Source organism: Rasiella rasia (assembly GCF_011044175.1).
Lineage (GTDB): Bacteria > Bacteroidota > Bacteroidia > Flavobacteriales > Flavobacteriaceae > Marinirhabdus > Marinirhabdus rasia.
The window spans coordinates 1897680-1922796 of record NZ_CP049057.1 but is presented as its reverse complement, the minus strand read 5'-3'; the positions used below and the strand labels follow the sequence as shown (position 1 = coordinate 1922796).

The 25117-nt window shown below is 39.2% G+C and carries 12 protein-coding genes; 1 reads left to right on the top strand and 11 read right to left on the bottom strand.

What is annotated here, in order from left to right:
• Positions 1 to 57: 57 nt before the first annotated feature.
• The 8 genes from G5B37_RS08690 to G5B37_RS08655 form a co-directional block, all read right to left on the bottom strand.
• Positions 58 to 3093, bottom strand: a complete 3036-nt coding sequence (locus G5B37_RS08690) for a beta strand repeat-containing protein (protein ID WP_164679648.1) — start codon at positions 3091 to 3093, stop codon at positions 58 to 60.
• A 211-nt stretch (positions 3094 to 3304) separates the two neighbouring features.
• The gene (locus G5B37_RS08685; RefSeq protein ID WP_164679647.1) at positions 3305 to 7561 is read right to left on the bottom strand and encodes a beta strand repeat-containing protein; all 4257 of its coding nucleotides are present in this window, start codon (positions 7559 to 7561) and stop codon (positions 3305 to 3307) included.
• 191 nt (positions 7562 to 7752) lie between these two features.
• A complete protein-coding gene (locus G5B37_RS08680) occupies positions 7753 to 11697 on the bottom strand; it encodes an ATP-binding protein (protein ID WP_164679646.1) in 3945 nt (1314 codons plus the stop codon).
• Between the two features lie 218 nt (positions 11698 to 11915).
• Positions 11916 to 13811 carry an OmpA family protein gene (locus tag G5B37_RS08675; protein WP_164679645.1) on the bottom strand — a complete coding sequence of 632 codons (1896 nt, stop codon included), beginning with the start codon at positions 13809 to 13811 and terminating at the stop codon, positions 11916 to 11918.
• 24 nt (positions 13812 to 13835) lie between these two features.
• Positions 13836 to 14750, bottom strand: coding sequence for a PorP/SprF family type IX secretion system membrane protein (locus G5B37_RS08670; protein WP_164679644.1), 915 nt, complete (start codon positions 14748 to 14750; stop codon positions 13836 to 13838).
• 35 nt (positions 14751 to 14785) lie between these two features.
• Positions 14786 to 17377 carry a choice-of-anchor L domain-containing protein gene (locus G5B37_RS08665; protein ID WP_164679643.1) on the bottom strand — a complete coding sequence of 864 codons (2592 nt, stop codon included), beginning with the start codon at positions 17375 to 17377 and terminating at the stop codon, positions 14786 to 14788.
• 12 nt (positions 17378 to 17389) lie between these two features.
• A complete protein-coding gene (locus G5B37_RS08660) occupies positions 17390 to 20557 on the bottom strand; it encodes a gliding motility-associated C-terminal domain-containing protein (RefSeq protein ID WP_164679642.1) in 3168 nt (1055 codons plus the stop codon).
• A 124-nt stretch (positions 20558 to 20681) separates the two neighbouring features.
• Positions 20682 to 21635, bottom strand: coding sequence for an endonuclease/exonuclease/phosphatase family protein (locus G5B37_RS08655; RefSeq protein WP_164679641.1), 954 nt, complete (start codon positions 21633 to 21635; stop codon positions 20682 to 20684).
• A 136-nt stretch (positions 21636 to 21771) separates the two neighbouring features.
• Between G5B37_RS08655 and hflX the strand changes: the two genes are divergently transcribed.
• Entirely contained in the window at positions 21772 to 22980 is a 1209-nt protein-coding gene (gene hflX / locus G5B37_RS08650) for a GTPase HflX (RefSeq protein WP_164679640.1), read from the top strand.
• A gap of 219 nt (positions 22981 to 23199) precedes the next feature.
• Here the strand turns inward: hflX and G5B37_RS08645 are convergent, their stop codons facing one another.
• From G5B37_RS08645 to G5B37_RS08635, 3 genes are all read right to left on the bottom strand, one after another.
• Positions 23200 to 24138: a DUF3078 domain-containing protein gene (locus G5B37_RS08645; protein ID WP_164679639.1), complete on the bottom strand. Its 939-nt coding sequence runs from the start codon at positions 24136 to 24138 to the stop codon at positions 23200 to 23202.
• Between the two features lie 133 nt (positions 24139 to 24271).
• Complete coding sequence (locus tag G5B37_RS08640; protein ID WP_164679638.1) at positions 24272 to 24778, bottom strand: DUF2480 family protein; 507 nt, start codon at positions 24776 to 24778, stop codon at positions 24272 to 24274.
• A gap of 8 nt (positions 24779 to 24786) precedes the next feature.
• Positions 24787 to 25113: an SUF system Fe-S cluster assembly protein gene (locus G5B37_RS08635; protein WP_164679637.1), complete on the bottom strand. Its 327-nt coding sequence runs from the start codon at positions 25111 to 25113 to the stop codon at positions 24787 to 24789.
• Positions 25114 to 25117: the final 4 nt, after the last annotated feature.

The following is a 25117-nucleotide window of genomic DNA, read 5'->3' as shown; positions in this document are numbered from 1 at the left end:
GCCCTCCTCAAAGCGGTCTTTTTTATTCTCAAGGATTTGGGCCTCTTGAGAATGGTATTAGTTGTCTATTAAATAACCATTGAAGTTGTAATCTCGTAACGAATTATTTGAAGTTAACACAGACCCAGCATTAACGAACAAAGGTTGGTGAAATGAAGTTAAAAAATCGCCAGCAGAAACCCCACCGTCATTACCAGAACCAACATAGATATTAATTCCGTCAATAAAAACTTGAGAAAAACCATGCGCATTTGCATTGTTGTTTACGCTTAAAATAATTAAAATTTTTCCTACCGGAACTGTATATGAAGACACCGTAGTAACCTCTTGTGTAATAGGAGTTACATTGGCAGAAACAAGAAAGCCGTTGAGTCCAGTTGCATTAGTATCTGAACTAACTATATCTCCAGCACCTGCAATAATTGGTTTTGTAATTGGAGTATATATATCATTTAAAGCGCCATAAGCAATAATAGCACCATTAATGGATAGACTTCCTACTGTACCAGGGCTGTGTATACCTGTGATATATAAATTTTGTCCAGCAGGTACGGTATAGTTAGTGGTTTGAAGATTTGCAATTAGTACAGGTGTTAAGCCATTAAACCCATCTGGATAATCCAAATTTGTTAACGGAGCGGGCGCCGACCATTGTGTAGTGCCATCTCCATTACTAGTGAGCACGGCATTTGCTGTTCCTTGATTGGTTGGCAAAGCATATCCTGTTCCTGTCGGGTTTCCTATTTGTAATTCACCATTGGTTCTTAGAATATTAGTGTCAAATTCTCCATAGATAAGAGCGTTGTCTGCATTTGCAGTACTGTTTTCGATATATAATTTATTACTAGTTGTTTCGCTAGATCCTGCCCCATAGCCCAAAAATACGCTACCATTGCGCTCCATAGTGCCTAATTGGTTACCAGCATTTGTCCCTATAAAAGTATTTTGTATACCGCTCCCGTAATAACCTGCTCCAGATCCTACTGCCACATTTTCTCCACCAGCCGTGTATGAGTTCATGGCTCTTCGGCCTACAATTGTGTTATTGCTAGCCGATAGACCTGTAGCAGCATCAACTCCTATCACAGTATTAAAATTACCACTAGTATTTGCAGATAATGCATTAACTCCAATTCCCACATTAGAATTACCATTTGATGTGGATTGTAGAGCAGCTTTTCCTACAGCCGTATTATACGCACCATCTACATTTGCCGAGAGCGCTTCTTGCCCCACTGCTGTATTCCATATTCCTGTAGTATTTGCATCTAGACTAGCAGAACCTACGGCTGTATTTGCTGTTCCATCGATATTGTTTAGTAATGCATTGTATCCAATGGCTGTGTTTTGAGACCCATTAACATTATCTTCTAAGGATAAGTATCCAATACCAATATTTCTATTATCAGAAAGATCGTCTGAAGTACCCGCACCAATACCGAGGTAAATTGACGAACCATCTTGTGAACCGTCATTATCGCTTTTGCCATCCAAGAGATCATCTATTCTTTGAGCACCAACACCAATGGTAGCGGGATCTACCCAACTTGCGTTTCCATTAGCGTCAGAAGAAAGTACATATCCCGCAGCTTCGTTGCCATCTTCAAATTGCATGGTACCAATTACATCGAGATTTGCAGAAGGGTCGGTGTTGTTTATACCTACATTTCTTGCGTGAGTAATACGCATTGCTTCTGCCATCGGACTCTGATTTATGGAATTACCATGTACATAAAATGCAAGCCCGGTATGATCTACATCGCCAGAAGTTTGAACAGAAGAAATACTAGATTTCCTATGTTCTGCCCGTGTACTTGATGGCGGACCAAAACTTATAGAACCACCAACTGCATTAGTACCACTATTATCTCCTCCACCCGTAATAAAAACCCCATCTTGTCCGGTATTGTCATAGTTTAGGTCGAAGCTGCTTATGGTGCCAATATGTAATGGGTTGTCTGGATTGTTAATTCCAATACCTACGTTGCCTTGTGTATAAATATTATCGGTAATGGCATTAGGAGTGTTAGTACCACCCACTTCATACCAATCAGCGTCTTCGACAGTATCTTGAAAAGAAACATTTCCCGAACCATCGGTAGTCATTATTTGTCCGTTGGTGCCATCTGTGGCGGGCATTAAATAGCGGTTTGTAGTTCCAGTACCAAGTGAAGTTCTCCCTAGGAAATATCCAGCATAACCAGTGGCATTTTGCACATCACTGTACAAGCCATAGTGGGTACCTCCAGCTGTTGTTGCTATGATGGTTCTTGTTCCATATTTAGCACCACTTCCTGTTCCGGTCATTTCATTATCTGTTCCAATCTGTAGCCCGTTATTGTTATTAAACATATCGTTTTGAACACCTCTAATCGTACCTGTATAACTTCCTGATGGGTGAAACCAGTTCCGAACACCTGTGATAATTGCACCTGTAGAAGACGTGCTTATAAAGGTATTGTAAACTCCGTAGTTGTTTGCAGAACCAGTACTTTCAAACCTACTGTTGGCACCCACGCTAATTCCACCTCCAGTTAACCCAGTAAACTCAGAGCGTATACCAAATTTCCCAGTTGATGATCCAGCCAATTCATTAAATACACCAGCCACTATCGAAGTGCCATCTAGAATGCTGTGTAAACCATAACTATTAGCAATACTACTATTCCCATTTATGGTAATAGCAGATTCCCTATTGATGTTATCTATGTCTAACATTGTGGAACCCACAGTAGTCTTACCTAGGGCCATCCTTCCTTGTGTAAAAATATCATCGGTTATGTTATCGGGTGCTGTAGTCGTGCCAATTTCATACCAATCTGCGTCTCCAGCCTCAGTAAATGGGGACCAAGTAAGTCCATCGTAAAAGTAAAAACCAGCTGTGTTGTCGGTTTGATAAATTAATAACCCATTTGCTGGTGAGGCAATAGCGTCCCTTTGCGCTTGGGTCATTCTTGGAATTAGAAGACCGCTTTCTGTGCTTGCAATATCTAACACGCTGCTAGGGTCAGGGGCTGTGGTGTTAATACCAACTTGAGCAGTGGCGTTGTAACCAAGTAAGAGGAGCCCGGCTATTGTAATTATATTTTTCATACGTTAACGTTTTTGAGCCTACAAAGGCAAAATTTCAAAACCGTAGCAAGAAGTAGGAAAGTATGTAGATTTCTAGGGACTACAAACCTACAGTACGTAGTTGTATGAAACCTATATGATTTCATGGAGTTTAAAAATTAGCGGATTTCATAGAAAGGAAAAAACCACCTTAAGAAAAGGTGGTTTTAGATTTAATTTTCATACGAATTACTTATAGTTGTTCAATTTCAAAATAACTAAGAGCACCGTTCATGTTGATTGTTGCACCTGCCGTTGGTCTTAGGAAAGCAATGTCTATAGTTTGCCCAGCGGTTAGCTCCAACAAGCTTGTACATTGACGAATGACTGCGCCAGCACCTGGATGGTCAAACGCAGTTCTTCTAACTTGAGCCCCATCTACTCTAATACGCACATCGTAAGTTCCTGTAGCCGTAGAAGTATTCATGCTAATTTGTGAATGTACTCGATAAATACCATCTGCTGGTACTTCAAAGACATCTGTTGCGAGGTTAAAATTATTTCCTATATCAAAATCTTCAGTATCGAAGTTCACTTTAGTGATACCTCCCCCCGTTTCTATCTGATTTGCAGCTAAAGTAATGCGAGCTCTTGCCTTTGTTGGAAGATCGACAAATGAAACAGTTCCAGCACCATCTGTTGTCATTACTTGTCCGCTAGTACCATCTGCGGTGGGTAACGAATACGCGTCGTTAATATTTACTTCTCCATTTTTATAAATTGTGAGCGCATTGCTTCGTGTTCCAGGAGATGCCCCATTACCAACGGTAAATACACGATCTGTTCCAGTCCATGATGTAGTGCTGGTTGCGGAATACGTTGTTGCATTGGTGCCTACGGTCATCTCTCCCCAGGAAGGCGCATTATTTTGTAACCCCATGGCTGCACTTGCTGTGGCTGCAGCCGTATTGCTAAATCCTTGGGTAAAACTATTTACTCCAGACGCTATGTTGGCTTCATTTATGGCTACGCTATAGCCTCCAGAGGCTATATTGTTATATCCAGAAGTGAAACTTCCAGTTCCTGAACTAGTATTTCCGCTACCTAAAGATGCACTTGAAGCGCCCGATGCAATAGTGCTATTTCCAAACGCCACTGAGTTAGTACCTAAGTTAACCGAATTCCATTGCGTACTGTTAACGGTACCAGCACGAAAACTAGACGTACGCGGATTATAAAACATACGAGATCCTGCTCCGCTAACGGCTATTGCGTCACCGTTGTTTATGGCTCCTGTTACCGTAAAACCATCTTGACCTGCGATTGTAACCGCGCCATCGTTTGCCGTTATGGTACGCCCCGCACCAGCACCGCCTTCATCGTAGGCTTGGTCTAACGTGTTTTGTGTGTCGCCATCGCCTGCAATTGTTTGAAACGAAATAGCACCAGATCCGTTGGTTGTCATTACCTGCCCATTGGTGCCATCTGTAGTAGGGAACGCATATCCCGTTCCCGTTGGATTGCCAATTTGTAGCTCGCCATTGGTTCTTAGAATATCATTGTCAAATTCACCATAAATTAAAGCATTATCTGCATTGGCATTTGTATTCTCGATCCATAATGTGTTATTACCAATATGTGATCTCCCCGCATTGGTGCCAAGGTACACGTTGCCAATGCCCGTAGTATTCGTCATACCAGCTTCAGCACCTATCGCAATGTTTTCGTTCCCGGTAGTAAGGTTGTATAACGATCTATAACCCAGTGCAATATTATCTGAGCCTGTGGTATTATCAAATAAGGCAACATTCCCTAAACCTATATTTCTAGTTCCGGTTGTATTACGCCACATTGCGGTTGTGCCAATCGCAATATTATGGTCTCCCGTTGAATTGGCTGCTAAAGTAGATGCACCTAGTGCCGTATTATTATTACCTGAAGTATTGCCAATAAGCGCAGTGTCTCCAATTGCTATATTTCCGTCTCCTATGGTGTTGTTAAGAAGTGAAAAATATCCAATTCCAACATTTCTTTCTCCATCTGTATTTGCAGTCATGGCGCGAAACCCTATTCCTATATTTTTATTATCTGTACTGTTATCTGCCATGCCAGCATCAATTCCTAAGAAAATAGAAGAACCGTCTTGCGTTCCATCGTTATCAGACTTTCCATCGGTAAGATCATCAATTTTTTCTGCACCTACTCCATCTCCAATTGTGGTCGGGTTTACCCAGCTTAAGTTTCCAGCGGCATCAGTCTGTATCACATCTCCGTTGTTTCCTCTTGAGGTAGGCATGATGTAATTATTCCCTGTGGTCGTTCCAATAGATACTCCTCCCAAAAAGTATCCTGCATAGCTTCCCGATTTTGTAACGTCTGCATAGATTCCATAATGAGTACCTCCTGCCGTGGGAGAAATGTTTGTGTACGTTCCATATTTGGTTCCTGTTCCTGTGCTTGAAAAAGAGTTATAAGCACCGTACTTTTCGCCATTGCCAGAACCATTTAAAAGGTTATATATTCCGTAATGATTACCACCCCCTGTTGCGGTAATTGAATTCGACACTCCATAAATGTCACCCGTCACCGCGGCATACGACCTATTAAACATTCCGTAATAGGTGCCGCTTCCATTCCCAATAAGATCATTGTAAATTGCGGTGTTATCACCAGCCCCTGCAGCACCGAATACATTGCGAATAATAGTTTTATCGTCGTTTCCAGAGTTACTAACCTCATTATATTGTACTATATCTGCCGAACCATCTGCGATTTCATTATGATAGATGTTGAAATCGGCACTTATAGTTGTTCCGCCAATGGCAACTTTGCCAGAGGTATAGATATCTTGTGTGTTACTCGTAACGGGATTGCTTCCTGGGGTAGTAAGCCAATCCTCATCGCCACTTGATGGGGCAGTAAATGACAGGTTTCCAGCTCCATCGGTTGTTAATACTTGGTTTGCACTTCCGTCTGTTGTTGGAAAGGCAAATCCTGTTGTAGCCGGATTTCCTATTTGAAACTCAGAATTTGTTCGTAACACGTTGCCGGTAGTCGAGTTGTCTGCTCCAAACTCACCGTAGATTAAGGCATTATTAGCATCGGCATCGGTATTTTCAATATAAAGTATATTATCTCCAGTACTATGATTAAATCCAGCATTTGTACCTACAAAAACACTACCAGATCCAGCATTTAAATATCCAGCAAAGAATCCTAATGAAGTATTATTATTTCCAGTGATATTGTTCAACAATGCATTTCTACCTATAGCGGTGTTTCCAGTACCTGAAGTATTACCTCCAGCGCTTAAGTAACCAAGAGCGGTGTTGGAATTCCCTGTATTTTCTCTCAAACTACCCCAACCTACCGCTACATTTAAAGTGCCAGTGATATTGTCTTCAAGAGCGGCGTAGCCTATTCCAATATTGGCATTGGCGCTGCTGTCGTCTAAATTACCCGCATTTACTCCTAAGAAAATTGAAGATCCATCATCTGAGCCATCGTTATCACTTTTACCATCGAGTAAATCATCAATTTTTTCTGCACCTATTGTTGGTGTCGTGAAGCTTAGTTGTCCAGACCCATCAGTTGTCATAACCTGCCCTATTGTTCCATCTGTGGCAGGCATTAGGTATCGGTTAGCGCCAGAGTTGCCCAGAGATGTACGTCCTATAAAATAAGCAGCATAACCAGTAGCACTCGTTACATTTGAATACATACCGTAATGCGTACCAGATAAACTGGGCGAGATGGTGGTTCTAAAACCAGACTTGTCTCCTGTATTGGTAATCGTTGCAGTGTTAAAAGCGATTTCATTTCCCACAAGGTTACCAGAACCCCCATTCGAACTAAATATGCCGTACAATTGGTACGTAACACCAGAAGAAGGAGCTGTTGTATTTAACCCGTAGAAAGTATGTGTGTTTACACTAGGCGTTCCCATTAACTCACCACGGATTGACGTATAGTTATCGGTGCTTGAACCTATAACTGTGGATGTAAAACCACTTAGTTGGCCAAATGAACTCGGTGTAACTAAATTACGTGTGATAAGAAGACCATTTCTATTACTTTCGTTCCAATCGTATATGTCTAATGAAGCGTTGGCTGCAGAATTTTGACCAATCTTTAGCTTGCCCAGGGTATATTGGTCGTCAATTATATTGTCTGGCGCTGTGGTGCCACCTATTTCATACCAATCGTCGTCACCACCAGCACCAGTTACAGAGACCCATGCTGTGGTGGTTTGATTCCAATAATAAAACCCTTTGCTTGGCGTACCATTTCCAGTAGCAAAAACCATCATACCATCTTGATCTGCTCCTGGATTTGTTACAGGAAATTCATCAATTCGCGGAATAAGCAAGCCATCTGTATTGGCGGGTGTTGCTACATTGCTGCTGCTAATGTCTAAAATTGCTTTTGGGTCGGTGTTATTAATTCCAACTTGAGCGATTGTGTTTGTGACGATTAAAATAGTCGCCAATAAGAAATACAATGTTTTCATCTTCTTACATTTAATTTAGATAAAGCCAATGCATTGATAGGTTAAGGTAGTAGCATTCTAATTTAGCTTTGGGAGCAAAAAAAGGTGTTGTAGTATTACAGTACAAACCTAGTTTGAAGTCAAAAAAAGAATGAAGAGTATTTCTGCAAATACAAGGAGTATTTTTGCAATGCTAACGTGAAGGGTTCATTTTACTGCTGTTTCTGTGTTTCGGTGGGTGTGGAACCGTATGCCTCTTTAAAAACTTTTCCGAACCAATTTGGGTCGTTAAACCCTGTTTCGTAGGCAATTTCAGATATGTTTTTAGTAGTGTTACACAGTAGCTCTTTTGCCTTTTCTAAACGAACCGAACGTATAAATAGGGCAGTAGAGGTATTGGTTATGGCTTTTAGTTTTCGGTAGAGTTGAGACTCACTCAAAGCCAACGTCTCAGCGAGTTGTTTTGAACCGAACTCAGAATCTTCTAGATGCTCTTGAATAAGGGTAACAGTTTTTTGTAAGAACACCTCGTTTTTATCTGTAGGCGTTGTTGTTTTTATTCTAGGTTCAAGAAATGTTTTTAATGCATACTTTTCCTGAAGCATTCTTCTCTTTGCAATAAGCTTATTCATCCTTACCAGTAATTCTTGCTTCTGAAAAGGTTTCGTTAAGTACGCATCGGCGCCACTATCTAACCCTTCTAATTTATCGGCTTGAGTGGCTTTTGATGTAAGTAAAATTATAGGAATATGATTTGTTGTTTCTTGTTGTTGAAGCTTTGTGGTCATCTGGAACCCGTCTAACACAGGCATCATAACATCACTTATTATAATATCTGGAGTTCGCTCTGTTGCCGTAGCGAGCCCTTCTTGCCCATTAGAGGCGAAGAGTACCTTAAAATAGGGCTGTAAGCAGCTGCCAATATAGCGAGACATGTCTGGATTGTTTTCTACTACTAAAACAATCTGTGCTTCTTCGGAAACTTTAGTTTGTTCGAATTCGGGTATTTCAATGGCGTTTGTGTTACTAGTTGCCTTTAGTTCAAACTCGGCTTCGCTTGCAAGACGGGTTATGGGTAGCGTTATAGTAAATGTGGTTCCTATGTCGGGTGCAGATTTTACTTGTATGGTGCCATTCATTAATTGAACGAGCTCTTTTGTAAGCGCCAAGCCAACACCAGTTCCTTGTGAAACTTTAAAGCTATTATTTTCTACTTGATAAAAACGTTCAAAAACAGCTAGTTGCTCTTCTTCTGAAATTCCTCGCCCTGTATCTTTAACCGAAATGGTATACTGTTTTTCCTGCTCAGACAGAAATACCGAAACCCTTCCTTTTTCAGTAAATTTTATACTATTGCTAATCAAGTTTGAAAGAACCTGTCTAACTTTTTCAGAGTCAAAATCTATGATTGTATTATCAAAATTACTTTTAAACACTAGTTCAATGCCCATTTCTTGAGCCGAGTTGTGAAACGTATTGGTGATTAATCTGGCAAAAGCTACAATGTCGGCTTTTTGATAATTAATATGTAAACGCCCTTTTTCCAATTTAGCAAAATCTAACATCTGGTTTACAAGATGTAATAGATTGCTACTATTGTTCTCAATAATTTGCAAGTCTTCTTTTTGGTCTGCTTGTGTGTTGATTTTTTGTTTTAAGTTGTCTATATACCCTAAAATGATGGTTAGTGGTGTTCGAAACTCATGAGTAATATTTGTGATGAATCGTGTTTTAAGATTGTCTAAATCTTGTAATCTTTTGGCTTCTTCTCCTGCTAATTTTCGCTGCAGGCTAATACGGTAGTAAATAAAGATGATGCTAGCTATAAGCAAGCCGTATATTAAATACGCTAAGTTGCTGCCGTACCATGGTGGCGTTATTTTAAGCGGTAGTCTAAGTGCGTTCTGCTGCCAAGGGATGCCTCGAGACAGCCCACGTAACTCTAACGTATAAGAGCCAGGAGAGAGATTTAATAGTTGAATATCTTGATTGTTGGTAAGATCATTCCACTGTTTGTCCTGTGGTAGCAAACGATATTGATAGGTGTTGTTTTTTGAAGGTCTGTAATCTAAGGCCGAGTAGGTTAACGATATAGGAAAAGCGTCATATCTAAATGTCAAAGGTGCTCTAGCTTCTCCCGTTTGAACATGAGATCCTTTTAGCCCTGCTCTCACTGGTTCACCTTTGCTAGTTAATCTAGTAAATATAAGAGGTGAGGCTTTGTCGAGCTCATTTACACGTTTGGGGTTGTATACGTTAAGTCCCGAAATTCCTCCAACGTATAGCATTCCTGAAGTTTCATCACTATAAACAGCTCCTAAATTAAATTCGGTACTCTGTACTCCATCTTTTGGTAGGTAATTTGCAAATTGTTCTGTAGTTGTATTAAATCGAAAGAGTCCTCCATTTGTGGTAAGCCAGAGCGTATTTTCTGAATCTTCTACACAATTGTATACGAAGGTATTTGAAAGGCCATCTCTTTTTCCGAAGAAAACAAAACGATCTTCTTTTTGAAGGTATTTATTAAGCCCTTTCCTGCTAGCAACCCACAATGTTCCATTCTTTGAAACGTATGAACTTAACACACCATTTGTGCTAAGACCTTGGGCCTCAGTATAGGTAGTGTACTTTGCATTTCCATTTTCATCTAACGTCATTTTACTTAGCCCTTTTTGGGTGGAAACCCAATAATTGTTGTCTTCATCTTGCGACATAGAAAGCGTTAGCGGAGAGGGTAATTTTTCAGCATCAGATTTATATGCATATCTTCTAAAGCTAAAATCATTATTAGAAATATCACCCACAAATTTGCATAACCCTTGGCTAAACGTTGTAATCCATATATTGTCTTGACGATCTGTAAAAATGTTGCGTAAGTTACCACTGGAGAGGCGGTTTGACTGCTCTTCTGAAATAGGAACGTTAATAAATGTTGGATTCAAAATATCTATTTCCTCTTTAGGAATAATATATGCTCCTTGTCCAGTAACAAACCATATGTTTTGTTCAGAATCTATTGTAATTCCGCGTATGCGAAACTTAGGGAATAGCGTATACACTGTTGGGTCATTAACTAGCGATATCACCAATCCGCTGGAAGTTCCTGAAAATAGATATTGATTGCTCGTACAAATGGCAAATACAGACGGATTGTCTAAATTCCATCGGGTTGTAGGTTGCGTAAAAACGGTTGGAGGGTCTACCTCTGTAAGATCTAAAGTAATATGACCAATTAGAAGAGTTTCATTTATTACGTGTAAGTCGTTAATGGCATTTGCGTTGAGATGGAATGGATGGTTTTTTTCTGCTGAAGTATATTGTGTAGCACAGGTGGTTGTAGTCCATTCAAACAGACCCGATGAGGTCGCTATAAAGGTTGTATTGTTTGTTTGTACAACATCTGTTATATTCAACTTTTCAAATTTGGATTCACAAAATGGAATTTCAACTTTTGTTGGTTGTTGAGTGATGTTATTGATTGTAAATAAACCTTCAGCAGTTCCAATTAGCAGTTCTTGCGATTGTACTTTTAAAAAATTTACTTTTGAAGTGATATGTGCCGCCTTTGTAAGATATACAGAAGTTGTGTTTTCACTCCAAGTCCCGTAAAATAATTGTCCGTCATCTGTGCCAATAAAGAGAGAATTTTTATAGGTTGCCATGGTCGTTATACGATTTGGGATTTCATTCTCAAATTTGAGTTTGTTCTCTTCAAAGGCATCGTTGAAATAACTAACAGAACCGTTAAAAAATCCGGCTAAGAAACCATTTTCTCGTGGTACTATTGTTGTGCAATTTAGGTTGTTAGTTCCTAAAGATTGTGTGGTTTCATTGGTAGTGTGATATGCCAAGAGCCCTTTTTGTCCCGTTCCGGCTAAAATATAATCTTTATGAGCGACAACAGCTCCAATACGATAACCAGCAACATCTAGCTGTCTTTCGGAATCGGCTAAAGGGAGGTGAAATTGTGTGCCATCGTACCGCACAAGTCCGTCTGAAGTACCTAGCCAAACCATTCCTAAACTATCTGTAGCCATGCAAAGCACAGTTTCTTGGGGAAGGCCTTCGGGTAACCCAATATGAGCAAATCTGCGTTGTTGGGCAATTGCTATTACAGAGAAAAAAAGTAACAGTATTAGAAAAGTCTTTCTTTTCAAGAGAAATTGGTTTTTCAAGCAGAAGGTACAAATTTTTGTAAAACCACTTATTAATTTACTTAGATACAGGAGATGTACTTAACAAACCTATTCTAATGCGTTACAGCAAACCTATATGAATTCATAGATTTTAGAGAAGTTTGCTGGCAGTGTACATAAAGTAAAAAGCTCATTGTTTCTAAAAACAATGAGCTTTCTTGAGGGGTTAGCTAGGGTTACTATCTTTTTATGATAATAAACTCAGATCTTCTGTTTAACTTATGTTGTGCTTCTGAACAATTATCACCACAGTTGTTTACAGGACGACTTTCGCCATACCCTTCTCCAGAAATTCTATTTTTATCTATTCCTTGAGAAATCACATATTGTACTGTAGACTGCGCTCTACGGTTAGATAATGCGCTGTTGTATTCTGGTGTATTACGGCTGTCTGTATGACTTTCAGCTTTAATAACCATGTTAGGATATTTCTTCATTAAAGCAACTAACTTATCTAATTCGAAAGCAGCTTTAGGGGTAATGTTACTCTTGTCGTATGCAAAATAAATTGGGTTTAAAACCACCTTGTCGTCTTGAATTATTTCTTCAATAGGTCGAAGGTTAATAGTTTTGTTCAATGTTATGTCACTAGCCATTTCAACATTAATAGCGTTACTTTCATAATTTTGCATCACTGCCTGTACTTCATGTTCTTTTTCACACTCGGCTATAAATGTTACAGTTCCGTCTGCTCCCGATGTTTTGGTACTTAACTTATTTCCTAATTTATCGTATAAATCTACACGTGCTCCAGCGATAGGGTTTTTAGTGTACTCGTCTACTACCTGAACTATCATTTCAACTTCGCATAAAGGCTCTAGTTGCTTTGTAGTGTAGATATCGTCACTTCCTTTACCCCCAGTTCGGTTAGAAGAAACAAATCCTTCTTGGGTATTCGGGTTGTAAATAAACGCAAAATCATCGTCTGAGCTATTAATGCCAAGCCCCATATTCTTAGGGTTTCCAAAACTATCTCCCTTGGCAGCAGCATAAAACACATCTAAACCACCAAGACCCATATGGCCATTACTCGCAAAATATAAATCTCCATTCGCGTCTACATATGGAAATACTTCTTTTCCTTCGGTATTAATATTGTCGCCTAGACGTTTTGGAGTTCCAAGGCTACCATCTTTATTTACAGATACTTTGTAGATGTCACTCATTCCTTTTCCCCCAGGCATATCACTTACAAAGTACAAGGTGTTTCCATCTGGACTTAATGCGGGATGACCTGTAGAGTATTCGTCACTATTAAAAGAAACAGAATGCACATCTTGCCATTTTCCGCCTACCCAGTCTGCATAGTATAAGTTAATTTGGTTAATTCCATCTTCACTTTTATCATACTTCCCTCTGTAATAGTCGTTACGGTCAAAGTACATACGCTTACCATCATTGGTTATCGCTATGTTTCCTTCGTGATATTTAGTATTTATATCTTTAGAATCTAGTAAATCGGCGTTTTTAATTGTACCTCCTACGTTTTCAGCTTTATAGATGTCGAGATATGGTTCTTCATTCCAACCGTACGTTTTTCTCGTTGTATTTCTAGCCGAAGAAAAATAGAAATCGTTCCCTACCATAATTCCACCAAATTCTGAATATTCGGTGTTGATATCCTTCATGTTGGTTGCAGAGAATTTAGCTCTCTTTTCCATTAACTTAGGAACGTAGTTCGGATTTTTCATGAATTCTACGGCACGAGAATCGTTTGGCGCGGCTGCAGCAAATTGTTTCATGTACGTATTATAGTCACTAAACTTTCCATTCGCTTTCAGCGCCTGCGCATAGTTGTATACGGTTTCAGAGTTCACTTTTTTCCCTTTTACTACACGCTTGTAGTACGTTTCGGCTTTTTTGGTGTCGTTTATGTTATAGTAGCTATTACCTAGCTGCTCAAAAACATAGCGACTGCCTTTACCTTTCTTTAAAAGTTTTTGATACGCTTGAGCCGCATCTGTATATTGAAGTCGCTTGTATAAATCGTCTGCCTTTTTGGTGTCTTTATTTTGTGCTACACAAAGTGTTGTGCTAAGTGCAAAAAGGAATAGTATGGTATATATTTTTTTCATTTTGAATGAAATTATTTTTGGTTATTAGAAGTATCTTGGAGATCGTAGTGTACGTTTTTTGAAGAACACATCAAAGGTGAGTATGACTTCGTGAGAAGCACTTGCCACGGCTTCAATGTCTGACATGACCCTATCGTAGGCATATCCTATACGAATGTAGTCTGTAACTTGAAAACCAACCAACCCACTAAACGAATCATCTAAACGGTAACTAGCACCAATTTCAAATCGGTCATAAAACAATGCATTCAAGTTTCCGTCGAAAGACAATGGAGCATCAAAAGCCGATTTAACCAATACAGAAGGTTTCAGCTTTACGTTTTCTGAAAGTTGAAATACATATCCCGCGGTTGCAAAATAATGATTGGTTTCACTTCCATACTTTAAACCATTTTCATCGAGGTGAACAGAATTTAGGAGGTTTGGAACTGAAAGCCCTAAATAGTAATTTTCTCCGTATAAAAATGCACCCGCACCTACATTAGGATAGGTATTATTTATGTCTTGTGAAAAGAATGGATCTCCTGGATCTTGTAGCTCAAGACCCGTAAGTCCTACGTCATGAAAGGTAACCCCAGCCTTAAGACCAAACGCCAATTTTGTACTAGCACCTACATCTATAGTATACGAAAAGTCTGCATATACATTCGTTTCGCTAATTGGACCTAATTCATCTTTTATAGCCGAGAGACCTAATCCCACTTTATCACTAATTGGTGAATGTCCAGAAAAAGTGAATGTTTCAGGAGCTCCGTCTAAGCCCGACCACTGTTTACGATATAATGCAGTGAGCGAAAGGCTTTCTTTGCTTCCAGCATAGGCCGGATTCACCACATTCATATTGTACATATACTGAGTATACTGTGGGTCCTGTTGGGCTTGCGACTCATGCGTCCAAAAGAAAGCAGCAATAAGAGTAAGTATGAGTATTTTCTTCATTTCGTTTGTATTTTATTTTTGAGTGGTTGAGTTTATTAATTAGCGTCTCTGTTTAAATAAATCCAATTGGCGTATTGGCTGCCATAAATTGGATCTTCTGAGTTAAAAGTCATAACAAGGTAATAGGTTCCAGTGGGTAATTCATCACCAGCATCTGTTTGTCCGAACCATTCTTTTATATAATTTACCTGCTCATAGACTAAAAGCCCATGTCTATTATAAACTTTGAAATCGTTAATTCCACCAGCGCGATCAGACAAGAATTCTAGGTCTAGAATGTCATTAAATCCATCGGCATTTGGAGAAATACCTTGTGATACTGTACAATTGCCAATATCGTATAATTCTATAATAATGTCATCTTCTGCAGTACAATCGCCTGTGGTAATTACTACGCTAAAGTTTTGAACTAAGCCTTCGTCTTCCGTTAGTACAAACTCTAGTACATTAGCTGTTGCATCTGGTATGGCTTCACCATTTTTAAACCACTGAAAGGCAGCATTCTCATTGTCTGTTGTTGCTGTTAGTATATTAGTTTCGTCTGGACACGTTTTAAAATCGTCTTCGATAATGGTTACTGAAACATCTGTTCTAAGTGCAACATTTATGTTGTCTGTAGCACTGCAACTGCCTATGTTAACAGTGACACTGTATTCGCCTTCTTCGGAAATTGGAAGTATTGCATCAATTTGATTAACAATTTCACTTCCATTTAAAAACCACTGGTATGTTGCTGAAGTAGCATCAATACCTGAAATTTCCGCAGTAAGTGACGCGTTGTTTTCAAAACAGGTTTCAAAATCTTCACCTAAATTTACATCAAATCCTCCTAAACTTATTGCAACACTATCTGTTGCTTCGCAGCTTCCAACAGTTACAGTTACTGCGTAAAGTCCGATTTCCGATACATTAAGTGTTGCATTTGTTTCGCCTGCGAGGACTGCCCCATCTTTGGTCCATTCAAAAGTGGCGCTTGTAACGTTATAATTTGAAGGAGTGGCATCTAAGATAACAGGGGAGATAAAGCATGAGGATATGTCTTCTCCTAATTCAATATCTATATCGTTTGTAAGCGATAGCGTAATACTATCTGTATTTTCGCAAGCTCCAACGGTAACAGTAACTTCGTACAATCCAGGGGCTGAAGCCATAAGTGTTGCATTTGTTTCACCAGCTAGTACCACACCGTCTAACGACCATTGAAAAGAAGTGTCTGCTAAATTATAGTTTGTAGGAGTTGCGTCTAAGGTTCTGTCCATGATAAAGCAATCGTCGTCGTCGGGTCCTAAATCGAAATCTATATCGTTCGGACTTGTAAACGTAACGCCATCTCTAGTAACACAACTTTGAACGGTAGCTTCCACTTCATAAAAACCAGGCGCTATTACGTCGTAAGTGGCATTTGTTTCACCAGGAATGGTAACGCCATCCATAAACCATTCGTAAGAAACAACCGCGGGCGGATAATTAATTACCGTAGCGTCTAGTGTTACTGGCGTAATAAAACAACTGGATTGACTGCTAACACCAAGGTTGTAGTTAGGAGGGTCAAGAAATTCGAGTGTAATTTCGTCTGTACCAACACATCCTGTTCCTTGGCTATAGGTAACTTCAACACGATAGACACCTGTGGTTGACACTTCAAGTGTAGGGTCTGTTTCTCCCATAATTTCGGTGCCGTTAAAAAACCATTTAAAGGTAGCTTCACTTGGGTCTACCATGGTATCTAGTAAGATAACATCTCCCTCACATTGTGCAGCAGGATCTCCTAGTAAAATGTCATTTCCTAAATCTATGTTTCCTAAATTAAAACTTCCTGCTTCTAAAAATACTGCAATGTCGAAAGCAGTATCGGTCTCGTCTGCAACTACAAGTTTAATAGTGTAGTCGTTTCCTGGAATAACATCTCCAACCGCGGTTAAAGAAACGGTTTGACCGTTGTAATCTATTGGCGAATCTGCCGCAGGAATTGAGGGTGCATTAGGATTTGTGATAGGTTGAAAGTTGTACTGTCCAAAAAACTCTTCATTAACTGCTCCACATTGCGAGCCAACGGCATATCGAATGTTTGTTACTTCAATAGGAATTGTAGTTCCAGGAAGCACGGCAAGATTTTGCACAACACCTGTTACTTGGTCTGTTAAAATGAAGGCAAACGCATCAGAGAAAGTACATTCAAAATTTTGATTGTATTCTTCTGAGGCCATGATAAAGTTGAAACTAATTTCTTCTAGAAATGGCACAAAATCGAATTCTATAAAGGATGCATTGTTCGTATTAGTAGCAGTGGTGTTAGCTTCTAGGTCTGCATCTCCAGGCCAAGTAGTAAAACCGTCACTATGTAGTGTGTTGTTTGGGCCAGGAGCACTTTGCACACTTCCAGAAGTTAAAATAATTCCAGATTGAAAAGGAAAAGTTGAACCGTTTGCATCAAAGGCTGCAATTCCGTTGACATCACCAAAATCTGTTCCTGTTAGTGCATTAAAGTTAGACACCTCTGCACACGGACTATTAATGAGAATGTCTTCAACCAATTGTTGGGTCGTTAACGTTTCATCAATAGTAATCTGAGCAAAAGAAGCACAAGCAACTAATAAAGTAACAAATAAGGAGATGTTTTTTTTCATCTTAAATGGTCTTTAGTTTTTCTCCCTGTTAAGGTAAATCCAACCTGTGGCTTGCGGTCCAAAGGTTGCATCATCGCCAGCCAGATCTAAAACATAGAAATAGGTACCTGTAGGTAACTCTTCATTGTCTGTAGTCTGTCCTTCCCATTCGTTGATGTAATTGGTTTTCTCGTATACAAGTGTACCTAGTCTATTAAAGATTTGTAACTGTACAATACCTGTGCGATCATTTAAAAATTCGAGGTCAAGGATATCATTAAAACCATCTGAGTTTGGAGAAATACCTTGCGATATGGTACAATTTCCTATGTCGTATAGTGTTACATCAATTTCGCCTTCCCCAGTACAGTCGCCATCACTAGCAATTACACTAAAAGTTTGCGTTCCCATTGTATTTGGTTCTAGAGTAATCTCTATTACATTAGCTGTCTCACCAGTAATAATCTCTCCATTTAGGAACCATTGGTAGGTTACATTGCTGTTAGATGAGGTAGCTGTAAGCACCTGAGGTTCGTTAGGACATGTTTTAAAGTCTTCACCAATAGTTACTTCAATAGGATCTGCAATAAATACAGCTACAGTGTCTGAAACCGTACAATTGCCAACGGTAATAGTTAAATCATAGGTGCCTGTAGTATCAACAACAATAGTTGGTGTCGTTTCACCAGTACTCCATAGATAGGTGATACCTGTAGTATTTCCTCCAAGGATAGGAACAATTTCATAGCTGCCTCCATCACAAAGTGTTTGGTCATCTCCAAGATCTAAAGTTGGGTTTTCGGTAATATCTACAACTACGGTATGCATACTTTCACTACAAGGAGGGTATGTGAGGGTTAGTGTATATGTTCCACTGCCGGTAGGTGTGTAGATTGCATCTGTAGAAACTACTGTTCCAGTTCCATCTGTCCATTCGTAAGTTACAAGAGTAAGATCAATATTAGTGTTTGTTGCAGTTCCATCTAACGGCGGAATTACCTCTGTTTCACATAAGTTTACTTCTGTAGGCAAGTCTGTCGTTAAATCTATTATAGGATTAAGAATTAAGTCGAAATCTACCGTGCTGAAACAAGTTTCTTGATCTGCACGTTCTACACGTACATAGATGGTGTCTGGATTAGCAATATTTGTGTAATTAACAGGGTCTGCTATGGCAAACTGGTCTGCCTCAGCATCGAACTGCGTATTGTGAAAAGTTACATTAAACTGTGTTGGGTCCTGACCATCAAGAATTGTTGCTGTCTGAGTAGTAAGGTCGAAAATTTCAGTACCGTTGTTGTCTGTATCACATACCGCGATATCTGGCGGATCTACAATTACTGGTTCTGCTGTTGTTAATTCTAGCGTTATATCATCGATTGCTAGGTCATTTCCGCAGCCACCTGCACCGTTATTAATAAGGACAAGTTGAATATCTGTATTCGCACCTGTATTAAAACTGATAAAGAATTGCTGCCAATCTGGATCTGGTCCATTTGGAATATCACCAGTATTGGTTTCAGCTATCATTGTTCCAACTGGGTCTTCTATTCTAAAGGTTACATTAGAAGGGATTGAAGCACCACCACAAATACCTGTGTCTGTATCATAAACGGTAGTAATCCAAGCGCCAAAGCTATAATCTGTACCTGTACTTAGGTTAATGGTTCTTCTGTAAAATTCTCCTGTTGTAAAATCTGCATTTACAAATAAAGCACGTCCGCTCATGTTACCAGTATGATCTGTCATTCCAGGGTGCCATCCTGAGTTTAGACCATCAGAGATGTTAGTGATAGAGTATTCTCCATCGTCTACCATACCTGTTTGGTCACAAACATAGGTAGTTGTAGCTATTGCAGGATCTATACATTCTCTTCCAACACCAGCTCCAAAATCTTCTTCAAAATCTATGCTATTACAAACAGAAACTACAGTACAGTTAGGAGACGCTAAGAAAGTTAATTCTACCTCGTCTGAGGTTGTACATCCATTAAGGGTAACTTCTACACCATAAACATCTGTGTCTGAAACAACGATGGTAGGAGTAGTTTCTCCGTTTGGACTCCAAAGGAATGTAGCTCCAGTTGGATCTCCAACAAATTCTGGAACAATCTCGTATGAAGAAAGATCACAAAATAAAAGGTCTTCACCAAGATCTACCTCAAGGTCACTTCCTTCTAAGGTTACATCAACATCGTCTGTTAGTACTACTGTTTCTCCGTTGCATGAATTGGTATACGTTATTCTAGCAGTATAAGTAGTGGTTGGGTCTGTAGGACACACATTAATTGTGGCATCGGTGCCAATTACGGTTCCGGTATCGTCTAGCCATTCAAAAACATAGGTCTGAGTCCCTGCAGGAGAAAAACTCCATGCTTCATTATTTGTTGTCCATGGCGAATCACTTGTGTTTCTACCTGGAGGCACAAATGCTATATCTCCATCGTCATTCTGGATACCTAGAGCGGCATTTCCGTCATTCCAAGTAGGGCATGATGGCTTGTCTTGAATGTATATTTCGATAACATTTGAAAATTCGTAAAATACCGCCATATGAGTTGCCAGCAATGCATTACATTGCGTTTGAAACATCGGTACCTCAAAATAAGACACTACTAAAACTCTGTTAGGGAAAGTTCCTAAAACTTCATATCCTATTTCTTCTGTGCTTCCAACTACAGACGGATCTATATCATGACCTGGTGTAAATACATTTGCTTCACCTAAGGTTGAATTAGAATTGTTAGGAAGGTTTTCATCAAAACTCCAACCATTGCTGGTGTCTCCAGGATCAACATCAAAACGAATTACCCCGTTAGAACCGACTTGAAATTCTGTTTCTAAATTTCCGAAGTAACAAAAATCGAAGGGAAGATTATCTACTGCAGACCATGCATCGTCAATGTTTGGGTTTAATGAATTTGCTAAACCATCGAACGCAAAAGGAGGCGTATACGGGATAGAGTTCACAGAATAAGTTTCTTGTGCGGTATCAAATGTTTCTAGAAAAGTTGCCGTTAAATCTACACACCCTCCATTGTTACAATCTGCGACCATATCGGGTCCAGCGTCTACAAATAGTGATCCAGGCCCCTGCGCTTGCACGGTGTGAGCGGCTAGAAAAAAGAGGAAAACGTACGTATAGTTTTTAAATGTAAGGAAATATGATGTGAAAAATGTTGAGGGTAATTTTTTCTCCATTTTTGGTTGAGTTGATTGTTAAAGAAGCACTAAAATAAATAAAATAGTTTCAGTTTTTGTGGTCTTTCAGATTATTAGACAAAGTGTAGGAATTTACCGATAAAAGGAGTGTTAAAAAATGGGGTTAGTTTTTCATAGAAAACAATCCATAGATGGGAAAATGGTCGCTAAATCCACCTGCGTAATATGCTCCTAAATAGGTTCTAAATGGATTTCCTTTCCGTCTGCCTTCATACTCGGTTAAGTGCTCTGGGTTAAAAATCTCTGCTTTTTCGAAACGAAAGCGATTTCCGTGCTGCTGCATAAATTCATGAGAAACTAGAAGTTGGTCAAATAAGTTCCATGCTCCTTTGTGATTGGTACTACCTTCTTCGCGGGTTAAGAGTAGTTCCATTGGGTTATAAAAATTGGTGTTTGTGATGTGTTGTATACTCTTGCTTTTTGGGTCATCGTTAAAATCGCCCATGATGACAAACCTCGCATCTTCATCTTCTGCTTTTATGGCTTCCACCACTTCTAGGTTCTTTATAGCAGCGGCCATTCTTCGTGGTGCTGTCTTTTCTACACCCGCTCTTCGGGACGGCCAGTGGTTAACTAAGACGTAAAACTCATGGTTTTCTATCGCTATATGAACAGCCAAAATGTCTCTAGTATAATCTCTTTCGCCATGCTCATTTTGTATGTGAACTGTGTGCGTTTTGCTGTCTAAAATTTCAACATATTCTTTTCTATACAACAAGCCAGTATCTATGCCGCGTTCATCTGGAGAATCGTAGTGTACAACACCATAGTTTTTTTCTTTGAGGAACTTTGAATTTACAAGTTCTTCAAGAACATACTTGTTTTCCACTTCGGCTACACCAACAATAATAGGAGGGAATCCAATATCGGCATACCCAATCTGTTGAATAACGCTTCCTAATTTTTTTATTTTCTTTCGGAAACGTTTCTCATTCCACCTTCTGTCTGACTTTTCAGTAAAATCATCGTCGAGGGTAACAGGGTCATTTTTGGTGTCAAATAGATTTTCAAGATTATAAAAGGCAAAGCAATAATGGTTTACGTCTGAAGAACTCATACATACAGGTGTTAAAGCCATGTAAATTACAAAATATTCCATCAAAAGCTTTTGTACCTTTACCCTTCCAGCAAATAAAAGGCAGGTACAACAGTGTCTTCCTTTCAAGGAATTAAAAAAATAGCACTACCGCACAATGATTGAAGAAACTACAATAGAATATGAAAAATCCATTTTAATTGGATTAATTACACAACACCAAGACGAGGAAAAATCTAAAGAGTATCTTGACGAACTCGAATTCTTAACGTATACGGCAGGGGGTGAAGTGATGAAGCGATTTGTGCAAAAAATGCAAATGCCTAATCCAAAAACATTTATAGGTTCTGGTAAAATGGAAGAAGTACGTACGTACGTAGAAGAAAATGATATAGGAACGGCCATTTTTGATGATGAACTTTCACCTGGGCAACAACGCAATATTGAAAAGATACTAAAATGTAAAATTATAGATCGCACCAACCTTATTCTTGACATTTTTGCCCAACGAGCGCAAACTAGCTACGCAAGAACGCAGGTAGAGTTAGCGCAATACGAGTATTTATTACCAAGACTTACAGGAATGTGGACCCACCTTGAACGTCAACGAGGGGGAATAGGAATGCGTGGGCCTGGGGAAACAGAGATAGAAACAGACCGTCGTATTGTTCGAGATCGTATTGCACTGCTGAAAAAGAAAATCGTCAAGATAGATCGCCAAATGGAAGTGCAACGCGGCAACCGTGGAGCATTGGTTCGTGTGGCTCTTATTGGATATACCAATGTTGGAAAAAGTACCTTAATGAATGTTATTAGTAAGTCTGAGGTCTTTGCTGAAAATAAGTTGTTTGCCACCTTAGATACGACGGTGCGAAAAGTTGTAATAGGTAACTTGCCGTTTTTACTGAGTGATACGGTTGGATTTATAAGAAAATTGCCTACACAACTCGTAGAAAGTTTTAAAAGCACATTAGATGAGGTTCGAGAGGCAGACTTGCTGCTTCATGTTGTAGATATAAGTCATCCTTCATTTGAAGATCATATCGCTTCCGTAAATCAGATACTTGACGAAATTAAAGGAGCAGACAAACCAACATTTATGATTTTCAATAAAATTGACGCCTACCAACCAGAGACAATAGACGATGATGATTTGGTAACAGAAAAAACCAAGGCTCATTTTACATTAACCGATTGGAAACAAACATGGATGCAGCGTGAAAACACCGACGCGATATTTATTTCGGCTTTAAATAAAGAGAATCTTGAGGAATTTAGAAAGATGGTGTATGATAAGGTGCGAGACATTCATGTAACACGATTTCCTTACAATAACTTTCTATACCCTGAATTATATGAAGGTTGATGCTTTAAGAGTGTTAGCTAAATCTGTATAGAAGTACGCGCTGTAGATTGGCACATAGACAAGGTGCCATTTCTTAGAGAAGGTAACGAGCTGTATAAACAGACATGCTATGTACGTGCTGAAGTGATTTGGTGATAGGGCTCAAAAAAATGTACGCATAAAAAAAATCCCAGATTTCAAAAATTTGAAACTGGGATTTTCTAATTTGTGTAAGTTGATTTAGAACGAATAGTTTAAACCAAGTAGCCAATAGCTTTGTAATTCATTGTCTACATTTTCAAAAGAAGGTGCTGGACCACTGCCTTCAACGAAGTTAGCGGTAGCAAAGTTAACGGCTTCTTGTTGGTTACCACGAAGACCAAATTCAAAACCTAAACCAATGCCCTTCCATAAAGTATATCCAAAAGAATTTATCCAAGTCCAATTTGATAAATCTGATGACTCATAGCTTTGAAAAGCAGATAGATTAGATTTGAAATTTATAGCACCAATTTTACGGGTATAATCAACTAAAATTTTTGCTCCTAAAGATGATTGAAAAATGGTGTCATCTTCGGCAAAAACAAAGTTGTAGTTTAGGGGATGTATCACAACAACAAGATTTTCTACTGGTGTCCATGTACCACCAACACCTACGTCAAGATAACCAGGGTCATTAAAGTTGTTTAGGATTGTGGTACGATATTCGGCTAATCCCGATACCGCGAAGTTTTTGAATACGTATCTACCGTACAATGAAGAGATATTAAATACGTCTGTACCTTCTCTAAAGCTATCGTCGTCTGTTGGGTCATCTCTATCGTCAAATTTCACCCATCCTAGATTTACGTTTAATGCATTTCTCCAGAAGTATTTTTCTTGTTTAAGATTTGCAAATCCGTTAACAGTAACGCCAATGTTTCCAGAGTTCACATTTGGTGTGCCTTGAGCAAACCAATTGTTAAAACCAGATAGATTAGCGCCTACGGTTCCAAACGCGCCATATCTCCATCCTGGCAAAGCATCTATGGTTGCTTGAATTGCATCTGCTTCTGCTTGTAACGCATTTGCCGCTGCTTGTTTCTCAGCTTTTTGAGCTTGTAGCTCTTCTTTCGTCTGTGCGTTCATGGAAGTAACTCCTACGAACATTACAAATAGTATTAGTAACTTTTTTGTCATTTTATTTCGATTTAGTTTTACTTTACTGGTAATTAACCAGTGTACAAAGGTAAATTAACTTTTGACTTTTTCTGAAATTGAAATGAATATTTGACTTGCTGTTCTTCGAGGCAACAGCGCCTTTAATCGAAAACTAGGTGCGCTTGTAGAGCGGAACAGACGAACAAGCTTCGCCATACATAATACTCTTAGCCACAGGTTGTAATCTTTCGGCTAGCAAAACAAATGCGTTCTGCGGAATGGGCTTATGAGCGCAACCTTTAATGATCATAAATTTATCTTTAAATTCTGAAACATCCATGGCCGAGATAATTTCAGTAAAAACAATACTTTCAAGTGTTTCTAGAGAGCCAACCACGGTTTTCTTGGCATATGGCGCTAACTGAAGCGACAGTAATAAATAGGCCCACCCAGGTACAATGGCATCGGTACTACAGTAGAGTGCTACATAGGCATCTTTGTATTGTGACCAATTATGCGTTGCAACAGAAGCGCGAAATTCTTTTTCCTTTAAAACAATACCTTCTATTAGCCATTGGGAAATATCGAACGAAATTCGATTTCCCTCTGGATAAAAATCTTCGAGATCGAATGTTATTAATTTGCTGTTGGCAACTCTATTTACAATTTCATTTTCCATAGAAAAAATTAGAGCATGCCTAGTTCTAGTTTTGCTTCTTCAGACATTAAATCTTGAGTCCAAGGGGGGTCGAATGTTATTTCTACCTCGGCATCTTTTACAAGTTTGATGCTCTTTACTTTATCTTCTACTTCTAGGGGTAAGGTTTCGGCTACAGGGCAGTTAGGTGTTGTAAGTGTCATTAAGATTTTTACCTCTTGGTCTTCATTTACAAATACGTCATAAATTAGGCCGAGCTCGTAGATGTCTACGGGGATTTCTGGATCAAAAATGGTTTTTAAGACCTTTACTATTTTTTCGCCTAGTTCTATAGTGTCAATTTCTGTGGTGCTCATATGT